This is a genomic window from Gillisia limnaea DSM 15749 (assembly GCF_000243235.1).
Taxonomy (GTDB): domain Bacteria; phylum Bacteroidota; class Bacteroidia; order Flavobacteriales; family Flavobacteriaceae; genus Gillisia; species Gillisia limnaea.
The window spans coordinates 2,357,353-2,373,668 of the sequence record NZ_JH594606.1 but is presented as its reverse complement, the minus strand read 5'-3'; the positions used below and the strand labels follow the sequence as shown (position 1 = coordinate 2,373,668).

The 16,316-nt window shown below is 37.3% G+C and carries 16 protein-coding genes; 12 read left to right on the top strand and 4 right to left on the bottom strand.

Translation table 11 applies throughout. From position 1 onward, the window contains the following. Nucleotides 1-90 precede the first annotated feature (90 nt). The 12 genes from GILLI_RS12400 (at nucleotide 91) to GILLI_RS12355 (ending at nucleotide 11,221) form a co-directional block, all read left to right on the top strand. Entirely contained in the window at nucleotides 91-1,041 is a 951-nt protein-coding gene (locus tag GILLI_RS12400; RefSeq protein ID WP_006989459.1) for a Fic family protein, read from the top strand. A gap of 192 nt (nucleotides 1,042-1,233) precedes the next feature. Next, complete coding sequence (uvrA, locus tag GILLI_RS12395) at nucleotides 1,234-3,774, top strand: excinuclease ABC subunit UvrA (RefSeq protein WP_006989458.1); 2,541 nt, start codon at nucleotides 1,234-1,236, stop codon at nucleotides 3,772-3,774. Nucleotides 3,775-4,077: 303 nt separating this feature from the next. Then, the gene (locus tag GILLI_RS12390; RefSeq protein ID WP_006989457.1) at nucleotides 4,078-5,052 is read left to right on the top strand and encodes an NAD(P)H-quinone oxidoreductase; all 975 of its coding nucleotides are present in this window, start codon (nucleotides 4,078-4,080) and stop codon (nucleotides 5,050-5,052) included. A 110-nt stretch (nucleotides 5,053-5,162) separates the two neighbouring features. Then, nucleotides 5,163-5,267, top strand: a complete 105-nt coding sequence (locus GILLI_RS19250) for a DUF4172 domain-containing protein (RefSeq protein WP_084810954.1) — start codon at nucleotides 5,163-5,165, stop codon at nucleotides 5,265-5,267. Beyond that, nucleotides 5,236-5,397 carry a DUF4172 domain-containing protein gene (locus GILLI_RS18155; protein ID WP_084810953.1) on the top strand — a complete coding sequence of 54 codons (162 nt, stop codon included), beginning with the start codon at nucleotides 5,236-5,238 and terminating at the stop codon, nucleotides 5,395-5,397. The genes GILLI_RS19250 and GILLI_RS18155 overlap by 32 nt, the downstream gene beginning before the upstream one ends. A gap of 83 nt (nucleotides 5,398-5,480) precedes the next feature. After that, nucleotides 5,481-6,284 carry a hypothetical protein gene (locus GILLI_RS12385; RefSeq protein ID WP_006989456.1) on the top strand — a complete coding sequence of 268 codons (804 nt, stop codon included), beginning with the start codon at nucleotides 5,481-5,483 and terminating at the stop codon, nucleotides 6,282-6,284. A gap of 283 nt (nucleotides 6,285-6,567) precedes the next feature. Next, nucleotides 6,568-7,671, top strand: coding sequence for a Fic family protein (locus GILLI_RS12380; protein ID WP_006989455.1), 1,104 nt, complete (start codon nucleotides 6,568-6,570; stop codon nucleotides 7,669-7,671). Between the two features lie 353 nt (nucleotides 7,672-8,024). After that, complete coding sequence (locus tag GILLI_RS18435) at nucleotides 8,025-8,468, top strand: hypothetical protein (protein WP_156798671.1); 444 nt, start codon at nucleotides 8,025-8,027, stop codon at nucleotides 8,466-8,468. A 115-nt stretch (nucleotides 8,469-8,583) separates the two neighbouring features. Then, nucleotides 8,584-8,814 carry a helix-turn-helix domain-containing protein gene (locus GILLI_RS12370; RefSeq protein ID WP_006989453.1) on the top strand — a complete coding sequence of 77 codons (231 nt, stop codon included), beginning with the start codon at nucleotides 8,584-8,586 and terminating at the stop codon, nucleotides 8,812-8,814. Between the two features lie 4 nt (nucleotides 8,815-8,818). Then, nucleotides 8,819-9,622: a hypothetical protein gene (locus tag GILLI_RS12365; protein WP_006989452.1), complete on the top strand. Its 804-nt coding sequence runs from the start codon at nucleotides 8,819-8,821 to the stop codon at nucleotides 9,620-9,622. Continuing rightward, the gene (locus GILLI_RS17765; protein WP_006989451.1) at nucleotides 9,615-10,277 is read left to right on the top strand and encodes a P-loop NTPase family protein; all 663 of its coding nucleotides are present in this window, start codon (nucleotides 9,615-9,617) and stop codon (nucleotides 10,275-10,277) included. Before GILLI_RS12365 ends, GILLI_RS17765 begins: the two co-directional genes overlap by 8 nt. A gap of 581 nt (nucleotides 10,278-10,858) precedes the next feature. Next, nucleotides 10,859-11,221, top strand: a complete 363-nt coding sequence (locus GILLI_RS12355; protein ID WP_006989450.1) for a BfmA/BtgA family mobilization protein — start codon at nucleotides 10,859-10,861, stop codon at nucleotides 11,219-11,221. A 459-nt stretch (nucleotides 11,222-11,680) separates the two neighbouring features. On the opposite strand, the gene GILLI_RS12350 is transcribed toward GILLI_RS12355, so the two are convergent. The 4 genes from GILLI_RS12350 to GILLI_RS12335 form a co-directional block, all read right to left on the bottom strand. Continuing rightward, on the bottom strand, nucleotides 11,681-12,076 hold the full coding sequence (locus tag GILLI_RS12350; protein ID WP_006989449.1) for a VOC family protein: 396 nt from the start codon (nucleotides 12,074-12,076) through the stop codon (nucleotides 11,681-11,683). 323 nt (nucleotides 12,077-12,399) lie between these two features. Beyond that, entirely contained in the window at nucleotides 12,400-13,056 is a 657-nt protein-coding gene (locus tag GILLI_RS12345; RefSeq protein WP_156798670.1) for a hypothetical protein, read from the bottom strand. Nucleotides 13,057-13,367: 311 nt separating this feature from the next. Beyond that, nucleotides 13,368-14,168 (bottom strand): gasdermin, encoded by an 801-nt coding sequence (locus tag GILLI_RS12340; RefSeq protein ID WP_006989447.1) that lies wholly within the window; start codon nucleotides 14,166-14,168, stop codon nucleotides 13,368-13,370. Beyond that, nucleotides 14,161-15,858, bottom strand: coding sequence for a hypothetical protein (locus GILLI_RS12335; protein ID WP_006989446.1), 1,698 nt, complete (start codon nucleotides 15,856-15,858; stop codon nucleotides 14,161-14,163). Before GILLI_RS12335 ends, GILLI_RS12340 begins: the two co-directional genes overlap by 8 nt. Between the last annotated feature and the right edge of the window lie 458 nt (nucleotides 15,859-16,316).

The window sequence follows — 16,316 nt, the reverse complement described above, 5'->3', positions numbered from 1 at the left end:
AGGAATGTTGTGCCCAATTAAATATCGGGATTTCTCTTCGAATAATAATGAAATGATCTTACCTTTGATAATATCAAATGATAGTATCAAATGAAACCACCTTACGATATAACCCATAATATTTTAAGATTAATAACTTCAATCTCTGAAAAAGTTGGAGCTATCAACGCCAACTATCTTAACAAACCTTCTTCCAAACTAAGAAAGGAAAATAGGATAAAGTCAATTCACTCCTCTTTAAAAATTGAGGGTAACACATTGACTGAAGAACAGATTACCGATTTAATTGAAAATAAGAGGATAATTGGCCCAAAGAAAGACGTTCAGGAAGTTTTGAATGCAATTGAGGTTTATGAACATTTAGAAAATTATAAACCATTTAATGAAAAATCATTCTTAGAATGCCATAAAAATTTAATGGAAAATCTAATTGAAGATGCCGGAAAATATAGAAGACAAGGTGTAGGTATCATGAAAGATTCACAAGTGGAACACTATGCTCCGCCCCACGAAAATGTTCCATATTTGATGAAAGACTTATTTAATTATTTAAAATCATCGGAAGAAATAGAGTTAATAAAAAGTTGTGTCTTTCATTATGAAATGGAATTTATCCACCCATTTTTAGATGGAAATGGCAGAATGGGTAGACTATGGCAAACTTTAATATTAATGGAAAAATATCCTGTTTTTGAATATTTACCCTTTGAAACATTGATAAGCAAAGACCAGAAGAAATACTATAAAGCGCTATCCGATAGTGATAAATCGGGAAATTCAACGGCATTTATTAAATATATGCTTGAAGTAATCAATAAATCTTTAGATGAACTATTAGACTTCAATAGCCGCATATTAACTGAAAAAGACCGAATTGAATATTTCATCTCACTCAATAAAAGGACGTTTTCCAGAAAGGATTATATGGAGATTTTTAAAGATATCTCTGGTGCAACAGCTAGTCGGGATTTGAAAAAAGGAGTAGAACTTAAATTATTTAAAAAAACAGGAGATAAAAATAAAACTAAATACACATTTTAACTGGACACAGCGTCAGTAACCGTTGCACAAGTTTCTGACACCCTACTGCAAGATATTACATATAAATTTAAAGGAAGTCTCAACAGATTTTGAACTGTTTCGAACTGAATTGAGCGTTAAACTTAACCAAAAGCATCAGTTTTAAAGCTGTTTCAATAGGTTCTTGGTATATTTTTTGGTCCCTTCGTAGGCATGGAAAAACCGGGTGAAAAAAAGACGCAAAAAGAAGGCTTCGTTGCTGTACGTGGAGCACGGCAACATAATCTTAAAAATGTAACTCTGGAAATTCCCCGTGATGCCCTGGTAGTTTTTACCGGAGTTTCTGGCTCGGGTAAATCATCACTTGCTTTTGGCACCCTGTATGCCGAAGCGCAGCGAAGGTATCTCGAATCTGTGTCGCCCTATGCACGGCGGCTTTTTCATCAAATGCCAATACCGGAAGTAGATGAGATTGAAGGTCTGCCTCCAGCGGTTGCTTTACAGCAGCAACGAGGTTCTGGGTCTACCCGATCTTCAGTAGGCTCCGTGACCACATTGTCTAACTTGTTGCGCATGTTGTATTCCCGCGCCGGCGATTATCCAGAAGGTCAATCTATTTTATATGCAGATTCTTTCTCAACCAACACCCCGGAAGGCGCTTGCCCTCAATGCCATGGACTTGGTAGAGTTTATGAAGTAACCGAAAAAAGTATGGTCCCTGATGATAGCCTGACAATTCGGGAAAAAGCCATAGCTGCCTGGCCGACTGCCTGGCAGGGAAAAAATCTTCGCGACATTTTAAGCACTCTGGGGTACGATGTTGATGTTCCCTGGAAAGATCTTCCAAAAAAAGATCGCGACTGGATCTTATTTACAAACGAAAAACCACAGGTGCCGGTATACCGAAACTTAAACCGGGATGAGGTACAACGTGCCATTAAAGAAAAGAGGCAACCAAGTTATATGGGCACCTACACGGGCGCCAAAAAACATGTATTACACACATTTGCAAATACGCAAAGTGCACTTATGAAAAAACGAGTGTCACAATACATGCTGAGTAGTGAATGTCCTAACTGCAATGGTAAACGTTTAAATCGCGAAGCTCTTTCTGTAACTTTTGCAGATTATGATATTGCCGACATTTCGAGACTACCTCTAAAAATGTTGCTTTCTATTTTCGCTCCTTATGGCGATGGCACGGCGCCGGGTCTTACTAAATTAGCTAAAAATCACCAGGAGAAAGCAATGGTGGCCCAACGTATTGCCGAAGATCTTGTTGCGAGAGTAACTGTTTTATTGGAATTAGGACTTGGCTATCTATCACTTGAGCGCAGCACACCTACCTTATCACCTGGCGAACATCAGCGTTTAAGACTTGCCACCCAGGTACGTAGTAATTTATTTGGGGTGGTGTATGTATTAGACGAGCCTTCTGCAGGATTACATCCCGCTGATACCGAAGCCTTACTAAAGACTTTGGATAGATTGAAAGCTTCCGGTAATTCGCTTTTTGTCGTCGAGCATGAGTTGGATGTGATTCGCCATGCCGACTGGATAGTAGATGTAGGTCCGGATGCTGGCGGAGGTGGTGGAGAAATTTTATACAGTGGCCCACCGGCCGGTTTAAAAAATATTCCACGGTCTAAAACCAAAGAACATCTTTTTAATGATCTCCCATTTGAAAAATCTACACCCCGGAAACCTTCAGGATGGTTGAAATTAAGTGGAGTTACCAGAAACAATTTGATGAACCTTGAGATGTCTTTTCCTTTAGGCGTATTGACGAGTGTTACGGGCGTTTCAGGCTCGGGTAAAAGCAGTTTGGTAAGTCAGGTTTTGGTCGAATTAATGTCCGTCCAATTAGGAAATGGCCTATCTACCGATGAGGAAGTAGAAGATGACTTACAACAGGACGATGTAGCGACACTAGGTGGTAAAATTTCCGCAGGTTCAGAAAACATAAAACGTATGGTCGTGGTCAATCAGAAACCAATTGGTAGAACACCACGCTCCAATCTTGCCACGTACACGGGCTTGTTTGACGTGGTTCGAAAATTATTTGCCTCGACAAAATTAGCTAAATCGCGTCATTACAATGCCGGTCGCTTTTCATTTAATGTAGGAAAGGGCCGATGTCCCAATTGCGAGGGTGAAGGCTTTGTGATGGTTGAACTGTTGTTTCTACCGAGTGTCTATGCTCCCTGCACTGTTTGTGGCGGTACTCGTTATAATGCCGAAACCCTGGAAGTCACGTATCACGAAAAAAATATCGCAGAAGTTCTTAGCATGACCGTAAATAAAGCAGCGGAATTTTTTGAGAAAGAAGACCGGGTGAGTCGCCCCCTTAAAGTATTGCAGGAAGTAGGTTTGGGTTATTTACGTTTAGGCCAGCCGGCAACTGAGCTCTCCGGTGGAGAAGCGCAACGTATAAAGCTGGCAAAAGAACTTCAGCGTGTAAGCCGGGGGAATACTCTTTATATTTTAGATGAGCCAACTACGGGCTTGCATCCAACCGATGTAGAAAAATTACAACTTCAGCTTGCGAGATTGGTGGATGCAGGCAATACCGTAATTGTGGTAGAGCATGATATGCAGGTGGTGGCTGGAAGTGATTGGATTATTGACATAGGTCCCGGAGCTGGAGAAGAAGGTGGAAAAGTGGTAGCAGCAGGAACGCCGGAAAAAGTCGCAAAAAATAAACAAAGTAAAACCGCAATTTACTTAAAGAGAACTTTAAACGGACACCTCTAGACACAAAAACAAAATACATTTGAGTTATAAACCTACGGCTGAGTTCATTTGTAAGCAGCGCGAAACTTTCTTAGGCAGACGCATTATTCGAGGTTTCAAGCTTTAGGTATTACAGTTTCAAAAAACATTAGACACACTTCCATTGCTTACATCTGTGATTGTTTTAACCCCAAACGAAATGCTTTCAATAAGCACCTCAAAAAGAATAGGAATTAGAATTCAATAAATTTAAAACCTTATGCTTTTTTTATAATAGAGCTACGAAATATTTTGTTTATTAATATTAACAGAAAAACAGAAGAAATGAAAGCGATTCATATAACAAAATCCGGTGGACCGGAAGTATTAAAATTAAAAGAAACCCCAAAGCCAAAACTGGAGAAAAACCAAGTTCTTATCAAAGTGAAAGCTGCGGGTGTAAATCGTAGCGATGTTATTACACGTAAAAACATGAACACCTATGGCAAAGGATCTAATGAGACAATGATCCCCGGCCTAGAAGTTTCTGGTGAAATAACAGAAATTGGCGATAATGTAAGCGACAAAAAAATTGGTGATAAAGTTTGTGCACTAATTGCAAGCGGCGGTTATGCAGAATATGTTGCGGCGGATAGTTCCCACTGTCTTTCCATTCCTAATGGAATAAGTTTGATAGACGCCGCTGCAATTCCCGAAACTGTTTTTACCGTTTGGTTCAACGTATTTCATTTGGGGAAACTGCAGCCCGATGAAAAATTACTTATACACGGCGGCACCAGTGGAATTGGGACTATGGGCTTACAAATGGCTAAAGCTTTGGGTTCTAAAATATACACCACCGCTGGCAGTGATAAAAAGATCGATTTTCTTAACAAAATGAAGCTCGGCACTGCAATAAACTACAAAAAAGAGGCTTTTGAAGAAGTCTTCAAAGATGAAAAAATAGATGTGATTTTAGATATGGTAGGTGGAGATTATACTCAAAAGAATCTCGAAATTCTAAATAAAAAAGGTCGCCTAATTAATATTAACGGAATGAAGAGTTTGGAGGCAACTATTAATCTTCGCACCATAATGGGTAAAAATCTCATTTTGACGGGAAGCTTTCTAAAGCCCCAATCTGCTGCCGTAAAAACTCAGATTGCGAAGGATGTGGAAAAAAATATATGGCCTTTATTTATTTCTGAAAAAATACACCCTGTTATTTACAAAAAGTTTCCGCTAGCAGATGCTGCAGAAGCACACAAACTAATGGAAAGCAGTGAGCATATTGGGAAAATTTTATTGACTCTGGAGTAATAACTTGATTTCGACCTAGCCGGTCTAAACCGCTAAGTCCTCTACTCCACAAATTGTATTAATAAAGATCCGCCGGAACTTATGAGCCGAATAAGATTTATAATCGGCTAATGAACTATAATTGGCAACAAGCAGACTGGCCAAACTTTCAGTACTCCACCGAACTCGTGGAAACTTTGCTCTATGAATTTTCAGAAAAAGCAGGAAAAAATTAATGGAATCTTAGAAAGCCTTCCGAAAGTCATTAAAACCGAAACCTTTATTGAATTATTGATTTCCGAAGCTATTAAAACTTCAGAAATCGAAGGAGAATATCTTAGCAGGAAAGGTTGCTTAGCTAACTGAAATAATTTCTTCAAATCTCAAAATATAATACTTTTCGAATCCTTTTTTATTATACATTTATTCAGTTTTTCTCAAAATTGAATATGGAAAAAAGAATCTTACTGATATGGGTACTAACACTTTGTTTTTCGTGTAGTCCTGATTCCGCAACTGAACAGCTTCCTGAAATTAAGGAAGCTTTTAGCGTAACCCTTACACCTTCTGTAACTGAAGTTACAGTGGATATTCCTTTTGAAGTTAAGGTGCAATCCAATGAAGCAATTTTTGAAATCACTCGAATTCTTGAAAATAGCACGCAGTCGGTTTCTTCATTGATGCCTGGTACTGGGCTGGATGAGCAAACCCTTAACCTGCACTTCCAATTTGGATACATACGTAACGAAGACGTGAAGTTGGAATTTACCAGTATCAGCGGAAAAAAGACAACTAAAACCCTGAATTTTAATGTTACACGCGGAAACGCGGTGAAAGTTATTGGCTTCAGGATCAATTCGTTTTATAACATGAATGGCACCTGGGACGAAGAATATGCTGAAGACGACCCAAACCGACTGGCCGATATAATTTTTTCACTCAGCAAGTTAAAAAATATCCATTTTTCCAAAGCCACTGTAGATATGAGGTTATGGTACCTTTCCCCTATATATCCAAATCAGCAACAACTAGAGTGGGATCTGTCCCAGGAAGAACTTTATATTTCGGACCGTTCTATAATTGAGTTTGGAATTGGGGATGATGACGGAAATGGTATTGGCCAGGACCTGGCCAGGAGTTCCCAGGAATTAAGCATTCGGCTTACCGATTACAGGGATACAAAACCCACCGAAATCAACCTAAGCAATGAAGAATATGGCTATGACGTAAGTTTGCAATTGGAGTGGTTGTAAGCTCAGGTGATTATTATTAATAATAAGCTTTTTTAGAGTTCGTGTAACTGGAATGAACGCACTAAAAACAATTCCTGATTAAAACTTCCAAACCCACTGCCACAAGGGATTTGCAGGATCTTTATGGCAAAGGTATTCTTGCCAAAGGAAGGTGGAGGGCGAAGTACTTCTTACTTCTTGAATTTGACATAATCAGGTTTTAGAAAATTTATGAGCCGAATAACTTTCTTAATCCAATCATTAATTGTGTATATTTGAGCCGAATAAGATTTATAATCGGCTCATGAAATATAACTGGCAACAGGCAGACTGGCCAAACTTTCAGTACTCCACCGACCACGTGGAAACAATGCTTTATGAATTTTCAGAAAAATCAGGCAAAATTAATGGAATCTTAGAAAGCCTTCCGGAAGAAACCAAAAGTGAAGCCATTATAGAATTACTGGTTTCCGAAGCTATTAAAACTTCAGAAATCGAAGGAGAATATCTTAGCAGGAAAGATGTAATGTCCTCTATTAAAAAGAATCTTGGATTAAAAACCGATGTTATTTCCAAAGATAAAACCGCCGAAGGCATTTCAGAATTGATGATCGATGGCCAAAAAACTTTTAAAGAATATATTACTGAAGAAAACCTTTTCAACTGGCATACCTTGTTAATGAAAGGGAACTCCACAATTCAGGCTGGGCAATGGCGAACTCATGAAGAACCAATGCAGGTAATATCGGGAGCAATGGGAAAAGAAAAAATACATTATGAGGCTCCTCCTTCTAAAATAGTTCCTAAAGAAATGAACCTCTTTATCCAGTGGTTTAACCAAACCGGCCGCGGAGGAGAAATGGAAATAAAAAAACCAATCATTAGGGCGGCAATTGCACACCTTTATTTCGAAACAATCCATCCTTTTGAAGATGGAAATGGACGTATTGGACGGGCCATTTCAGAAAAAGCCTTGTCACAGTATATGGACAGGCCCATAGTATTGAGTCTTTCGAAAGCTATGGAAGTAGAAAAGAAAGAATATTATGCTGCTTTGCAACTGGCCCAAAGATCAAACGAAATCACGCCCTGGATTACTTACTTTGTAAAAACTACTATATCTGCCCAGATAGATGCCGAATCCCTGATTGAATTTACCCTTAAAAAAACTAAGTTTTTTGACCGGTATAAACATCAGTTAAACCAAAGGCAGGAAAAAGCTGTTCGACGTATGCTTAAATCTGGTCCCAAAGCTTTTGATGGCGGAATGAATGCAAGAAAATATGTTTCCTTAAATAAAACCTCCAAACCAACTGCAACACGGGATTTACAAGATCTTTATGACAAAGGTATTCTTACCAGGGAAGGTGGAGGGAGAAGTACTTCTTACTTTTTAAAATTGGAATAACCGAATATTTTAAGGCCAAAGCTATTCCTTCTTTTCATTATCTTTAATTGGATGATAGTAAGAAAGATAGGATGTTTTTGGAGCGCATTGCAATTTTCACACTTCAGGTAAGGGAAAAGCTGGAAACTTTTCTCAATTCCCTCATTCGGGAAACCAATTCGCGAATCGGGGAAATCTTTTTTGTATGCTGCCTTCTCTTTCTAACCGGGCTTCTATATTATACATGGGCTACCCCTTCTGCCGTCTGGATTAAAATTCTATTCAGTCTCATTTATATCTCCTCCTCCCTCTTGTGCATTTCTGCAATTCATTTTATTACAAAGCGAAAAAGGATCAGAAAGAATTCAAATGTGATGGAGGTTTATACTTTAACAGAGGATGAATCCAAAAAATTTGATCTTCCAAATCTTAAGGCAATTCCATTAACCAAACTTCAGGAAAATACTATTTTTAAAGCTTTTTCAGAAAAACATTTCAGCGGAGACTATCAAACTTTTCAGGCGTTAATTCAGTTGAAACCAGTTTCACAAATAAAGCGTTTGGTATGGACAGATTCTTCTCCTAAATTACCTAAAAAGGTAAACCGGCAAACCCTGCTGGAATTTCTGAGTCAACTTTTTGTTGGATTCGAAAATCTCGAAAATCAGCAGATGAAGGAACTTGCAAATTATTATTTCGTCCTAAAAAATTCAGAAGGAATCGAGAATACCTTATCTACCAAAAACATTTCCGACTGGAAAAACAACAAAGCTTCCTACCTCGGGAATATCTCCCGGCTTCTTAAGAAGAATTTATAAGGTAATTACTACTAGATTACCTCTTACCCTATTGATTTTCAAGGATTTTCGTTATTCATTTGTTTCCATAAACAAAAGACAACAGGACTTGTTGATTTTTAAAAAAATAGAAATTATGGATAATTTACAATTGGAAGATCGATTGATTCGCATTGAGCAACTGCTCCTGGCAAACAAAGAAGTACTCACCCTGGAGGAAGCCTGCCTGTACACCGGCATTTCGAGAAGCTACATGTACAAGCTTACCTCCACCGAAAAAATCCCCCATTTCAAACCCCGGGGGAAGTTCATCTATTTCGAAAGGGAAAAACTTAATTCCTGGCTACTAAAAAAATTTAATCCTTAGTGAAATGACCGGCTACGAATTTTCCCGCACATGGTTCGATTTTAGTTTTGCAAACCCTCATAAGGTAAAACCAAACCATACCGCTATTTACTTTTTTGCAATAGAACGCTGCAACCGGCTGGGATGGAAAGAGGAATTTGGCTTTCCAACAGATCTCGCAATGGAAGCACTGGGCATCAAAAATTATAAAACCTATATCCGCGCAATTCAAGATCTGGTGGATTGGGGATTTATAAAATGGATTCAGAAAAGCAAAAATCAGTACACCGCCAACATCATTGCTTTGGTAAAAAATAACAATGCACCTCCCCAAGCATTGGACAAGGCACTGTCCAATCATCATACAAAGCAAGTCCGAAGCACCGGCCAAAGCATTGCTAGTATAGATAAACAAGGAAACAATAAACCTATAAACCTTAAAACTTTAAACACAAAGCCGTTAATGGAAGTCAAAGATTTTGAAGTTGTCCCCGATCAAAAACTTTCATTTAGTTGGGCGATTAAATTTCAAGAGCTATTTCTGAAAAATTTAAAAAATAAGGGTGCGCCTTTGAAAAAAATAAAAGAGGTGGGGTATGAAGATTTCGTAGAACCTATTCGGAAAATGATAGAAAATGACGGAATTACCGTAGCTCATTTACAACTGGCTTATGAACTGCTACAAAAAGATGAATTCTGGAACGGGATTATCCTGGATACCAATAAGCTTAGGGAAAAAATAGGTCAGCTTATCGCTCAGGGAAAAATGCCGGTGAAAATAAAAGAAATGGACATCAGGGTCCAGGATAAAATTAAAAGTTATGATTAGTACAACTTCAGAAATCCTTGCTCCAAAAACCCAAAAGATTAAGGCTAATAGCAATGATCAACCGTTGATCACAAAACAACTTTTTTGGAGGCTATTCCGCTCTCAGGCACCTCAATTCATAATCAAGCCCCAAAACAAAAAAATAATTTACAGTATTTTCAGGTATTTTTTGCAACTACCTGATTTTAACGAATACGGGGTGATTAAAAATAAGGCAGATCTGGATAAAGGCTTATTGGTATATGGGGATTACGGAGTAGGTAAATCCACGCTTTTCGATGCTATTCATGAAGTTGGAAAAACAATAGTGACTAAAACCCAAAATACGCAACTTTGGTTTCCCCGCATATCGACCATTCATATGCTCCACCAATATTATGAATCTCAAAAAAATCCAGGCAGCAATTTTAAACTCGAAAATTATTACCGCGGAAAGTTATACCTGGACGATCTGGGAAAAGAAGATAAAGCGTACAATAGGGAAGAAATCATTGGTAAACTACTTTTTGAAAGACACCACCAGAAACTTAAAACATTTGTGACCACCAATGAAAATCCATCGGCTGTAGCTGCCAGGTATGGAAATCATATTGGAGACCGACTGCCGGAAATGTTCAATATCATTAAATGGGAAGGCAAAAGCTGGAGAGAATAAAGAATGAAAAGTCCTCACCACATTTTCCAAGATGTCGCAAAAGCTACATCTCAGAAAAAAGAGGATCCTCTAAAAAGTTCTTGAACACCAACCAAAACAACGAATAGAAAAACAGGTTGAAGTATGAACAAAGTTCGAACATATAACTCATTTTTTAAAAGTTTTGGTTGGAGTTCGCCGGAATTTTTCTGAAAACCAATTAGCGGATGTTTTGAGCCAGCTGACTTGAATATTGAATGCAAATAGCAAAATTTATAGAACTAGTTTGATTTACAAATTGCCACAAAAGTGTCTAAATAATAATCATTTAAGATCTGTTTTAATCTGATAAAATAAGGATTATCATCACAAAAAAAGTTCTCTTTTAATGAGCTGGAAGCGAAGGAAAATGAGAAGCAAGAGGATAACACGCTGCGCGATGTTAGGTTATTCTCATTTTAATTTAGGTCGTTGATTACTAGTGATTTATAAACGGTTTTTGAAATTTCAAGAGCCATTCCAAAGATAACATTTAACGTAATTGGTCGGCAGGCCTTATAAACAGTACACTTAATTGTCCTAATTTTTAAAAAATAGTACCCATGAGCAGGAATTTCTCCCGAATTAACTTTCATACTGAAACAGTAGAACGTTTTAAAAAATACGCTGCGGAAAATGATGTGAATTATACCGAAACCTTAGAAGCGATGCTGGACTTTTTTGAAAAGAATTATATCTCTCCCTTTAGACCATTCCCTCTTACTAATTACAGATTGCTCCATATTTTCAATAAAAGAATGGATGCCCTGGAAGTACTATTACGTAAAATGGAAAAAGATTCTTTAGAGCCTACGCTCAAAATTCTTCTTAATCTTATAAAAATCGCAGATCCCAGAAACAAGCATCTGTATCGTGAGAAAAAAGCCTATGAAGAGGATGATACCCATCCAGATTTTTATAGATAGTTTATATTTTATATCACCATCACACCTCAAAACCCGGGAGCTAATTATTTGTAAAGTGCCGCAGATTATGTCGATTCATGTTGTTCTCAAAACGTATTTTAAAATTCTTTAATCAATTTTTCACGTTGTTCTAATGACAACTCTTTTCCATTTTCCATTGTCATTTTTTTAATGGTTTACAATCTATTGCATTGGGTCAGAGATCACACCTTTTTTGCCTTGCTGCTAATGCTTAGTAATAAAGCGTAGCGATATGTATATACAAACCTCCTGGTTTAGCACACACCTCAAATAGAAAAAAACCAATATGCAGGGGATAAACTCCGCTATAGCTTATATACGTTGCGCCCGTTTAACAACTCCCAGAATAAAGTTCATTTAATGGTATGAAAGGCAAAATCTTACAAGGAAAAACTCTTCCGTATTTATTTTGTAGATTACTTATTGTCTATAGTTCATTTAAGATTGGGAATGAATACCAAATGCATTTCCTTCAGTGTCATTAGCCAAAACCATAAACCCATATTCTCCAAGTGATTGCTTAGATTGTACTACTTTGCCGCCAGCATTTGCAATTCTGCTTTCTTCAATACTACAATCTTCACTTCCAAAATAAATCAAAGTGGAATTTCCTCCCGCTTTAATTCCTTTCGTTTTAACCAAAGCTCCGGCAGCGCCTTCTCCCTCCATTTCCATTGGGAAAGCTAACATTTTCATATCATCATCTCCGTCTGGCACTTCAGGCATTGGAAGTTCACTCAATTGGATATTAAGCACCTTCTGGTAAAATTTTTTGGCTCTTTCAAGGTCGTCAACGTATATTTCAAACCAAACTACAGGATTCTTAATTTTCATAATTTGTTATTTTAATGATTACTGTTTAGTAAAAGGCTATGAACTAAGCTCTTTAATTCCAATTTCGCTCTCTTTTCTTAATGTTACGACGGCAGACTGTTTTTTAACCCTGATCACACTGCCACTTCCTTACTAAAATAAGACTTTTTGTGATAGGTTATTTGATGAAACGAGAATTAAAGGCCAGACGGTTAAAACAGAGAATAATAGTTACAAATATTATATGCCGGTTTTTAAGTTAAAAAGCAAGTTGGGTATTTCGGAGAGGGTATGCCATCCAATACGGTAATGCATTTATTCCCGAAATTTTGGGAGAAGACAACTTACCGAAAGTTGCAACTGAGTCCACTCCACATAAATTCAATTTTATCATCCGGAGATGGGCCTTTAAGGATGCCATATAAACCTTCAGGACCGGTAGAAAACTCATAACCAAGGGTGGTTTTCTTAACTTCAATAGTATAGGCTGCTTCCAGTTCAGATCTTTTTGACCCCACTCCTATCCCGGCCATTGTAGTTAAATTGCCCTCATTGTTGAACTCTCCCAGGCTCCATCCCACAAAAAGCATCTTATCTGATTCAGATCCCTGTCCTTTTTGGAACATCAGGTTTAAACCATTTCCCCAAATTAACATAGTCATAGCGCCTGCACCACATTCTGAATTAACCTGAGGTTCCGGAATTTCAGTATTTAAGACATTCGCCACAATCTTACTTAATTCTCCCATTTCCATTCCTGTAGGGAGTTCTGTAGTGCTACCCGAAGGTCGACTCACTATCTGAAGTGCATTGGACGTAATAACCAATAATGGTTTTTCTGAAGAAGGTGAATCCAGAGCTTCTCCAGTTTGTTTAGGTGAACTTGTAGTTTGAACCCTTTCCACAGTGGTTTGCGTTGGTTTTTCTTCTGAAACTTTGGAATTGTTCTGGCACCCTGATAAAACTAAAGAAAAGATTAAGGTGCAAATTCTTAATTTCAAAATTTTCGAATATCTGTTCTCTATCAAAAGCCTCTATTGTTGGAATTTCGCAAATTTTCTTGCGTATCGCGGTATGTAATATTACTTTTTATTTCATTATTCACAACCTTTAAATTGTAGTATCGGGTATCGCGATACACGATATTTTGTATGTAATTTCATCTTGAGTAGAAAGAAAAGAGATTCGTTTTCAAATCATAACACCAATGCGCCCTCTGCTGTTTTTACTTTACGCTTATCTTCCCGAACGCTATAAAAACAGCACAGGAACCACGCGCAGGTTAGTTCTGGTAGATTTGGGAGTGCAATCTTCAAATATTAATAAGCTCGTTAGTTTCTTCCAGACTCTGCGTTGGAAAACCACTTTCATCTTTTAACACCACCCCGTGCTCATCTTTAATTCGGAATTTAGCGTCTCCTTTTTTAAAGAACTGCCACCACTTCTTATGATCATAAATTATTTTTTGAGCTTTAAATGCAAAAACAATTGGTGTTGCATTTTTATACTCCATAAGTACTTCATCTTTTTTGGACCTTCCTACATTAACATCTGCATCTACTATTCCTTTAATAGTAGCCTCCAGATCAATATTTTGGCCGTTTTTATTTTGGGCTGAAACGGAGAAACTGTTACTCTTTAGTACGGAATTGATGACAAATAATTCGTTGTCTTTAAGCTTTTCTTTAAACGTATTAAACTGGTCCACTTTAGGTTCAGACCCACTAATAAAATTATCTAATTGCAAAAGCGAAACATTATCCTCAAAAACATTTTGGTAGCTTATTTGCAGAGAATTTATATGATCTGCATTTATGTTTCCTCTAAGTTTCCCCATTTTTAACTTTTGAAGCAACCAATCCAGAATATCCACCCCGGCTTTTCCATCGAAACTAACCGTAGAATTTTGCTGAAGATTAAGGGTAGCATTATTCTTCGAAACTATTGGAGGCGGGCTATCTGCCAGGGCAAATAATTTATCGATATTATTCCCGGAGGAACTTACATCTCTTTTATTTTTATACAACAAAAGCAAAGGAGCGATACCTTCTTTAGGCAGAGCTACTAAATTATAACCGTAACCTGCCAGGGCATTCTTAAGAACTTTAGACATATTTTGAGTTTTTAATTAATACTGGGATTTCATGGACGCGAATTTTTTTATTTTTATAATCTAAGTCGTCAAATTTTGGATTATTGAATTCAATTGCGTTAATGGCACCGGAATGACAGTATTCCAGGTCCTTTTGGTAACCATTAAATAATGTAGTATAAAAATTATTGGAGTAAATTAAAGCCGCGGGCACAGGAAAGACAGCTTTTGTACCAATAGCGAAATCGCAATACTCCTTAATCGCTTTCGCATGGTTCTTACTGTTGCATGCGCTTATAAGTACTAACTTTAATTCATGTTTCTTGGTGTAGCGTTCTATGATCTGTTTAAATTCTTTTACAGACATTGGAAGTATAGCTTTATTCTTATCCTCAAAATGTAATCCGTCTTTAACCGTGGCGTGCATTGATAAATGCAGAAATTGAGGTTTATATCGATCCAGAATATCTTTGAATTCATCTTTGGTAACAGATAGTTCTATTTCAATGTCATAGTGATCCCTATCTATTGCTCTTTGAAGGTTATATTTTAAGTCCTTATACTCTTTATCAAAATCTATAAAATTGCTATCTCTGGGGTTGGAACACACGAAAAGCATTGGTTTTACCGCCATAGAACCAACTAGCTTCCCTAGATTATCTAGCATAAACTCATCCTGAAAGTAAGTTATGTTTTCTTTTAAACTATTAAAACTTCCCTTGTCCATACTTTTTTCGCTTTGTAGAGCAAAATCTAACAGATTCTCCTGTTTAATATCATAGCGGGATTTACGGAACAACTTTTTTGAGGTTTGCTCAAAATATGCATTTACCTGTTTTGCCTCTGCGCTCTCCTTTTCAAGTTCAATTTGTTTATATTTTATCGCATTTAGTAAAATCTTTATCGTTTCTTTTTCAAGATGTATACGAAGTAGGTTCATCCTAAGATCACGTAGAATAGTTTTATGTTTACCAGATTTTGATCGAAAATTGGCAGGTATTTTAATAATCCAGACTTTTGTTGGATAACCATCCTGCTTTAATTTATAGCCAAATAATTCAATAGACCCAGCATCATTTGGCAATTCAATCTTTTCCAGAGAAAATGACCGGCGGGGTACTATTAACCGTTCGTGGCTGGAATAAGTTAGTACAATAGTTAATTCACCAGTTTGAACATAATCTGGGTTTATTTGGAAATGCTTTTCTCTCAAAGTTGACTCTCTTTGATACTTTTTAGATAAACGAGGGCCGGCTTTATATAATTTAACCTGTTCATCCTCTACAGTTGCCTCTAAGTTGGAATAGTGTTTTAAAATTGAGCTAATTTGAATGCCTTCAGAACCAGGATAATTTCGAATGATTTTTTCTAGATTATCTATCAACCCTATTTCCACCTTACCTACAAACCGCCCATCGTTATAATACCTTCTGTAACTATTAAAAATAGAGGCTGGTGTTGTAATACCTTCGGAAAACCCCTGATGTTGAAGCTCTTTGAATTTAATAGCTGAATGAGAATCACAATAATAAGACTCCCCGGTAAAATTATCGCTACCACCCAAATTGCGTGATTTAACTTTTCCAAAACCGCTTACAAAAGATTGCCTTCTTTCCTGTGGATCTGGCCATTTGGGATCATTCAGCCTACCATTACCGCCAGAAACTATATCTCTTAAGTCAACTATCGGATATTGAAAAATTATGTGCATACCCCCCTAATAAAAAGTTCTTAAAAAAAGAGGGCTCTCACGAAGATCACCCTCCGGATTTTACCTGATCTAGGTGAACAGGTCGAAAAATCAACGTGTAAACCAGATCATTTGATCATGGCCTTTTACGCTTATTTAAATTTAAATAAAAAAAACATAAACTGCTATATTACAGTCAACTATATTTTATATGATTTGATTCTTTCCTCCTAAACATTAAAGGTTGAGCTACCCGAAAGATCAACCTCTTGCACTTTCATTATCAACTGGAAAAAAGAGATTCGTTTTCAAATCATAGCACCAATGCGCCCTCTGCTGTTTTTACTTTACGCTTATCTTCCCGAACGCTATAAAAACAGCACAGGAACCACGCGCAGGTTAGTTCTGGTAGATTTGGGGACATTATAGCAGAATATTACGTCCCGGTTTTTGAATAGTAATTCTTCCGGGAAATTGAT

Excerpts from the sequence above, each read along its gene's own strand:
- GILLI_RS12390 (WP_006989457.1), top strand. The coding sequence starts at position 4,078 with ATGAAAGCGATTCATATAACAAAATCCGGTGGACCGGAAGTATTAAAA.
- GILLI_RS12355 (WP_006989450.1), top strand. The coding sequence starts at position 10,859 with ATGAGCAGGAATTTCTCCCGAATTAACTTTCATACTGAAACAGTAGAA.
- GILLI_RS12365 (WP_006989452.1), top strand. The coding sequence starts at position 8,819 with ATGACCGGCTACGAATTTTCCCGCACATGGTTCGATTTTAGTTTTGCA.
- uvrA (WP_006989458.1), top strand. The coding sequence starts at position 1,234 with ATGGAAAAACCGGGTGAAAAAAAGACGCAAAAAGAAGGCTTCGTTGCT.
- GILLI_RS12340 (WP_006989447.1), bottom strand. The coding sequence starts at position 14,168 with ATGTCTAAAGTTCTTAAGAATGCCCTGGCAGGTTACGGTTATAATTTA.
- GILLI_RS12385 (WP_006989456.1), top strand. The coding sequence starts at position 5,481 with ATGGAAAAAAGAATCTTACTGATATGGGTACTAACACTTTGTTTTTCG.
- GILLI_RS12350 (WP_006989449.1), bottom strand. The coding sequence starts at position 12,076 with ATGAAAATTAAGAATCCTGTAGTTTGGTTTGAAATATACGTTGACGAC.
- GILLI_RS18435 (WP_156798671.1), top strand. The coding sequence starts at position 8,025 with ATGGAGGTTTATACTTTAACAGAGGATGAATCCAAAAAATTTGATCTT.
- GILLI_RS19250 (WP_084810954.1), top strand. The coding sequence starts at position 5,163 with ATGAACTATAATTGGCAACAAGCAGACTGGCCAAACTTTCAGTACTCC.
- GILLI_RS12370 (WP_006989453.1), top strand. The coding sequence starts at position 8,584 with ATGGATAATTTACAATTGGAAGATCGATTGATTCGCATTGAGCAACTG.
- GILLI_RS12380 (WP_006989455.1), top strand. The coding sequence starts at position 6,568 with ATGAAATATAACTGGCAACAGGCAGACTGGCCAAACTTTCAGTACTCC.
- GILLI_RS12400 (WP_006989459.1), top strand. The coding sequence starts at position 91 with ATGAAACCACCTTACGATATAACCCATAATATTTTAAGATTAATAACT.
- GILLI_RS17765 (WP_006989451.1), top strand. The coding sequence starts at position 9,615 with ATGATTAGTACAACTTCAGAAATCCTTGCTCCAAAAACCCAAAAGATT.
- GILLI_RS12335 (WP_006989446.1), bottom strand. The coding sequence starts at position 15,858 with ATGCACATAATTTTTCAATATCCGATAGTTGACTTAAGAGATATAGTT.
- GILLI_RS18155 (WP_084810953.1), top strand. The coding sequence starts at position 5,236 with ATGAATTTTCAGAAAAAGCAGGAAAAAATTAATGGAATCTTAGAAAGC.